Source organism: Mycobacterium sp. (assembly GCF_032162105.1).
Lineage (GTDB): Bacteria > Actinomycetota > Actinomycetes > Mycobacteriales > Mycobacteriaceae > Mycobacterium.
In genome coordinates, this window is sequence record NZ_JAVRPS010000647.1 from 1 (window position 1) to 5,919 (window position 5,919).

General features: G+C 66.5%; 4 protein-coding genes, 2 tRNA genes and 1 pseudogene. 4 read left to right on the forward strand and 3 right to left on the reverse strand.

The window, feature by feature from the left end:
• Positions 1-188, reverse strand: a pseudogene (locus QOC69_RS32565) (MFS transporter); the annotation flags it as partial.
• A gap of 33 nt (positions 189-221) precedes the next feature.
• Here QOC69_RS32565 and cmrA point away from each other — a divergent pair.
• The gene (gene cmrA, locus QOC69_RS32570; RefSeq protein WP_526446622.1) at positions 222-1,028 is read left to right on the forward strand and encodes a mycolate reductase; all 807 of its coding nucleotides are present in this window, start codon (positions 222-224) and stop codon (positions 1,026-1,028) included.
• 87 nt (positions 1,029-1,115) lie between these two features.
• On the opposite strand, the gene QOC69_RS32575 is transcribed toward cmrA, so the two are convergent.
• Positions 1,116-2,693, reverse strand: a complete 1,578-nt coding sequence (locus tag QOC69_RS32575) for a helicase HerA-like domain-containing protein (RefSeq protein ID WP_526446623.1) — start codon at positions 2,691-2,693, stop codon at positions 1,116-1,118.
• A gap of 80 nt (positions 2,694-2,773) precedes the next feature.
• Between QOC69_RS32575 and orn the strand changes: the two genes are divergently transcribed.
• Complete coding sequence (orn, locus tag QOC69_RS32580; protein ID WP_526446624.1) at positions 2,774-3,421, forward strand: oligoribonuclease; 648 nt, start codon at positions 2,774-2,776, stop codon at positions 3,419-3,421.
• Positions 3,422-3,462: 41 nt separating this feature from the next.
• Positions 3,463-3,535, forward strand: a tRNA-His gene (locus QOC69_RS32585).
• Positions 3,536-3,590: 55 nt separating this feature from the next.
• On the opposite strand, the gene QOC69_RS32590 is transcribed toward QOC69_RS32585, so the two are convergent.
• The gene (locus tag QOC69_RS32590; protein WP_526446625.1) at positions 3,591-4,814 is read right to left on the reverse strand and encodes an Ig-like domain-containing protein; all 1,224 of its coding nucleotides are present in this window, start codon (positions 4,812-4,814) and stop codon (positions 3,591-3,593) included.
• 161 nt (positions 4,815-4,975) lie between these two features.
• Here QOC69_RS32590 and QOC69_RS32595 point away from each other — a divergent pair.
• Positions 4,976-5,048: transfer RNA gene (locus QOC69_RS32595), tRNA-Lys, on the forward strand.
• Positions 5,049-5,919: the final 871 nt, after the last annotated feature.

The window sequence follows — 5,919 nt, forward strand, 5'->3', positions numbered from 1 at the left end:
GCGTATCCGAGCAGGGCAGTGGGCGTGGTAGGCCCCGGCATGCCCGCGCCGACCTGACCGGTGAGATAGACGGAGAAGACGAACGTCACGACGATGGCGTTCACGCCCGTGGCGCCGGTGTCCCACAACGCCCACGCCACCACTCGGGACCGCCCCTGGGTCTGGGTATCCACCCCGGGGCTGCTCATGTCTGCACTCTATTGGTCCCTACGATTGGCCCCATGCCAGTACCCGCTCCCAGCCCCAACGCCCGCGCGGTGGTCACCGGCGCCTCGCAGAACATCGGCGAGGCGCTGGCCACCGAGCTCGCGGCCCGTGGGCATCATCTGATCCTCACCGCCAGGCGTGAGGAGGTGTTGGCCGCGCTGGCCGTCAAGCTGACCGAGCGCCACGGCGTCACCGTCGAAGTCCGGGCGGCCGATCTGGCCGACCCCGACGATCGCGCCAAGCTGTGCGACGAGCTGGCTACCCGCAACGTCTCGATCCTGTGCGCCAACGCAGGCACCGCCACGTTCGGTCCGGTGGCCAGCCTCGACCCCGCCGATGAGAAGGCGCAGGTTCAGCTGAACGTGTTGGGCGTGCACGACCTCGTCCTCGCCGTGCTGCCGGGCATGGTGACGCGCGGGGCCGGCGGGATTCTGATCTCCGGCTCGACAGCGGGCAACTCGCCGATCCCCAACAACGCCACGTACGCCGCCTCCAAGGCGTTCGTCAACACCTTCAGCGAGTCGCTGCGTGGCGAGGTGAAGAGCCAGGGCGTCCACGTGACCGTGCTGGCGCCCGGCCCGGTGCGCACCGATCTACCCGATCCGTCGGAGCAGTCGCTCGTCGAGCGGCTGATCCCGGACTTCCTGTGGATCTCGACGGAGTACACCGCGAAGGCCTCGCTCGACGGGTTGGACCGCAACAAGATGCGCGTGGTCCCCGGCGTGACGTCCAAGGCGATGTCGATGGCCACCGGCTACGCGCCGCGGGCGATCGTCTCGCCGATCGTGGGCGCCGTCTACAAGAAGCTCGGCGGCGATTGACGCTTCGGGTCGTTCAGATTGCGTTGACGGTCGTGATCCAGTTCCACAGCCGTAGACGCAATCTCGACGTGCTGAAGGCGGCGGAGACTAGCGGCGGCGTCGACCCGTGCCGAAGAGGCTGCGGGTGATCTCGCGGCCCGCCACCGTGGCGGCCGATCGCAGGAAGCTCTTGAACGCCGAACTCTGCAGCGCCTCGGTGACGATTCCGGGGCCTTCGACGGCGTCCGGCGCCTTCACCCGACCCTGGACCGTTGCTCCGCCGGTGTAGACGGGCGGCGGCAGGGCGTCGTTCGCCGCGGGCGGGGCCGCCACCTTGGCGGTGAGTCGCTCGTAGGCCGATTCGCGGTCGACGGTCTGGCCGTACTCGGCCTGCAGCGGGGACGCCTTGGCCGCCGCCGCGATCGCCTCAGGACCGATGGTGTCCATCAGCGACCGCGGAGCGCGCATCCGAGTCCACGCCACCGGCGTCGGGGCGCCCTTCTCGGAGAGCACCGTGACTATCGCCTCGCCGATGCCCAGCGATGTCAGCGCCTTCTCCAGGTCGTAGACGTCGGTCTTCGGGTAGGTGCGCACCGTCTTGTTCAACGCCTTCTGGTCGTCGGGCGTGAACGCGCGCAACGCATGTTGGATCCGGGCGCCCAACTGCGACAGCACGTTGTTGGGCACGTCGGTGGGCAACTGGGTGCAGAAGAACACGCCGACGCCCTTGGAGCGGATCAGCTTGACGGTCTGCTCGACCTGCTCGAGGAACGCCTTCGAGGCGTCGGTGAACAGCAGGTGCGCCTCGTCGAAGAAGAACACCAGCTTGGGCTTGTCGACGTCACCGATCTCCGGCAGCTCGGTGAACAGATCGGCGAGCACCCACATCAGGAACGTCGAGAACATCACCGGCCGGGCCGCTTGCGCACCCAGCTCCAGCAGCGTGATGACGCCGCGGCCCTGCGCGTCGAGCCGCATCAGGTCCTTCGGCTCGAGTTCGGGCTCGCCGAAGAACGTGTCGGCGCCCTCGGCCTCCAGGTTGACCAACGCGCGCAGGATGACGCCGGCGGTGGTCGGCGAGACTGCGCCGAGATCCTTGAGTTCCGGTTTGCCCTCGTCACTGGTCAGGAACTGGATGACGGCGCGCAGATCCTTCAGATCGAGCAGCAACAGCCCCTTCTGATCCGCCCAGTGGAAGATCAGGCCCAGCGTCGACTCCTGGGTCGCGTTGAGCCCCAACACCTTCGACAGCAAGATGGGCCCGAAGCTGGTGATGGTGGCGCGGACCGGCACCCCGATGCCCGAGGTGCCCAGCGACAGGAACTCCACCGGGAACGCGGTGGGCGTCCAGCTGTCGCCGGTGTCGGTGGCGCGCTGGGCGGTCTTGTCGCTGGCGACGCCGGGCCGGGACAGTCCGGACAGATCGCCCTTGACATCGGCCATGAGCACCGGGACCCCGGCGGCCGACAGTTGCTCGGCGATCACCTGCAGTGACTTCGTCTTGCCGGTGCCGGTGGCGCCCGCGACCAGTCCGTGGCGGTTCACGGTGGCCAGTGGGATGCGAACCTGTGCGGTCGGGTCGGCGACGCCGTCCACGACGACGGTGCCGAGCTCCAGTGCCTGGCCTTCGACCGCGTAACCAGCAGCGATCTGCTGCGCGGGAGTCCCTGTCGATTCGGTTGTCATGCGGCAGAGAGTACTTGTCGGCGCCCGTCCCGGTGGGTATGGGGAGCCGCTTGTCGGCGCTGCGAATACTGTTTAACGCTGTGCGTGACGAACTGGTGTGGATCGACTGCGAGATGACCGGCCTGGACCTTGGGTCCGATCGGCTCATCGAGATCGCGGCGTTGGTCACCGATGCGGAGCTGAACATCCTGGGCGACGGCGTCGACGTGGTGATTCACGCCGACGACGCGGCGTTGGACGGCATGGTCCAAGTGGTCGCGCAGATGCACTCCAAGTCGGGCCTCACCGAGGAGGTGCGGGCGTCGACCGTCGACCTGGCCGCGGCCGAGAAGCTGGTGCTCGACTACATCCGCACCCACGTCAAGCAGCCCAACACGGCGCCGCTGGCCGGCAATTCGATCGGCACCGATCGCGGCTTCATCGCCCGTGACATGCCTGCGCTGGACGGCTACCTGCACTACCGGATGATCGACGTCAGCTCGATCAAGGAACTGTGCAGGCGGTGGTACCCGCGGATCTACTTCGGCCAGCCGGCGAAGGGCCTTGCCCACCGGGCGCTCGCCGACATCCACGAGTCGATCCGGGAGCTGAAGTACTACCGGCGCACCGCGTTCGTGAACCCGCCCGGACCCTCCACCAGCGACATCGCCGCGGTGGCTGCCGAGCTCGGCCCGCCCGGCGAAGATCTAGGGGCAATCGATTCGGCCGCGGACGGTCCGACGGGCTAAGATCGACGGCGCTGCAAAGCCCGATCGGCTAGGCGGCAATGGTGGCTGTAGTTCAGCTGGTAGAGCACCAGGTTGTGATCCTGGATGTCGCGGGTTCGAGCCCCGTCAGCCACCCCGAGAATGCGAAACGGGCGTGCCGCAGAGTGCGTGCAGGCCCGTTTTCGTCGGCTCAGACGTTGGCGTTGCCGGCCTTCCACTGATCCCACGGCACGTTCCAGTCGCCGAGGCCGTCCGTGCCGGGCAACGTCGACCCCACCGTGTTGACGACGTCGACGATGTCGCCCCGCTTGGTGTTCTCGTAGAACCACTGCGCATTGCTGGTGCTGACGTTCAGGCAACCGTGGCTCACATTGCTGTAGCCCTGGCTGCCCACCGACCATGGTGCACCGTGTACGTAGATGCCGCTGTAGGACATCTGGGTGGCCCAATCGACCTCGGTGCGGTAGCCGTTGGGCGAATTCGACGGCACGCCGTAGGTCGACGAATCCATCACCAGGTGCGAGAACCGGTCCCCGATGATGTAGGTGCCGTTGTTGGTCGGCGTGTTGCTCTTGCCCATCGAGATCGGCATGGTCTTGATGACCTCGCCGTTGCGCCGGATGGTGAGCGTCTTGGTGTCGTCGTCCGCGGTCGCGACGATCTCGTCGCCGATGGTGAAGTGCGTCGTGACGTTCTCCTGACCGAACAAGCCGTCACCCAGATCGACGCCGTAGGTGTTCACCGCGACGTCCACCGTGGTGCCCGGCTTCCAGTAATTCTGTGGGCGCCAGCGCACTTCGCGGTTGCTCAGCCAGTAGAACGCGCCTTCGACGGGCGGGTTGGCGGTGACCGTGATCGCCTTCTCCGCCGCAAGACGGTTCGGGATGTTCTCGTCGAACCGCACCGCAACGGGCTGCCCCACGCCGACGACCTCGCCGTCACCCGGCAGTAGATAGGGCATCGTCAGGTTCTCGGGCGAGTGGGTCTGGAAGGTCATCGACTGGCTGGTGACGCCGGCGAGGCCGAGCGACTGTGCGCTGAGGGTGTAGCGCTCGTTGTAGCCGAGCGGACCGGTGGTGACCCACTTCAGCCCGTCGGGGCTCAGGCGGCCGGCGACCATCGCGCCCTCCTCGTCGGACATGGTCACCGCGCCCAGGACGCCGTCCTCGGCCGCGACCGTGACGGGTGAGTCGACCGTAACGCCCACCGCGCCGTCGGTGACCGAGGCGGTGAGCTTCGGCACCAGCAGGTCACCGAACGGGGTGCCCTTGTCGGTGATGGTCTGGGGCTGGGGCGGGGCGGCGGGCGCGCTGTTGCAGGCGCTGATGCCGAAGATCACGGCCGGGACCAGTAGCAGCGCCGCCAACACCGTTGACGTCCGGCGCGGACGGGCCACCGAATTGACCTGCCACATACTTTGCTCCACCTCACGCCTAGGACTCGACAGGATGATTGACTACTTGCCGGTAAGTCTAAGGGCAACCTGGGAGTCCGGGGCTACCACTTCGAGCCGCCACTCCCCCGCCGGGCGCGGGATTTCATCTGCGCAGCGGGGCCTGTTAAAGTCGCTCACGCGCGCCGTTAGCTCAGTTGGTAGAGCAGCTGACTCTTAATCAGCGGGTCCGGGGTTCGAAACCCTGACGGCGCACTCATCTTCGCTGGCGGCGGATCGGCCCGTGGATCATCGGTTTTTCGGCATCGTCGCCGGCCAATGCCCGGCCTTGCCCGTCGTCATCCGGATTCGAGTTGAACGTCACCGTCGGCGAATGTCGCGGCGCACCGTGCATTCGCGGCGGATTCACGGTGACGTACTCGACACCGATGACGGGACCTAAATCTCCGGGGTGGCGATCGCCGATTGATCGGTGATCTTGATCGCGGGATAGGCCGACGTCGACAGTGCGGCGGGATCGACGGGTCGAGCAATTGCGTCGAGTTCGGGGCGTTCCCGATCTTGTAAAGGAAACCTGCCCTTATGAGTGGGCCGACTGCGGCCACGTACTGCGCGTGGCCCTGAGGCGAGCTGGGCCCGTCCACAGAGGTGGGGCCCGTCGACGGCACCTAGAGCGCTGCCCATATCGGGGTCGCGATGATGAATTCAGTCACACCCGCACGGCATTTGAGATCGCTGCGACGCCCTCGCCGAGCCGAATTGCGCACCGCCCGATCGACCCGTTCGGGAATTCCGTCGCGACGGCCCCGATCGGCGCATGACCGCCATCACATTCATTGCAGCAGAATTAGAATTGACGTATCCAACAGTAATCAATTTCGACTCCCGACCCGCAGTCCCTGCGTGGCCACAATCGACCAATCCGACGTCGAACTCCCGCCCGAGCGTGCATTTTCAGCAACGACTACCCGATCGCGACTGACGTCAATGTCAATTTTGCTCGCAATACGCCGGCGTACCGCGTGGTTATGTGCTGAAATCGGCACGGGCGTCAGTAACCAGCCCGCCACCCTAACGAAACCCCCGGTAGCGGAAGGTGCCGCGGATCGGGCTCGTCGAGTTTCGA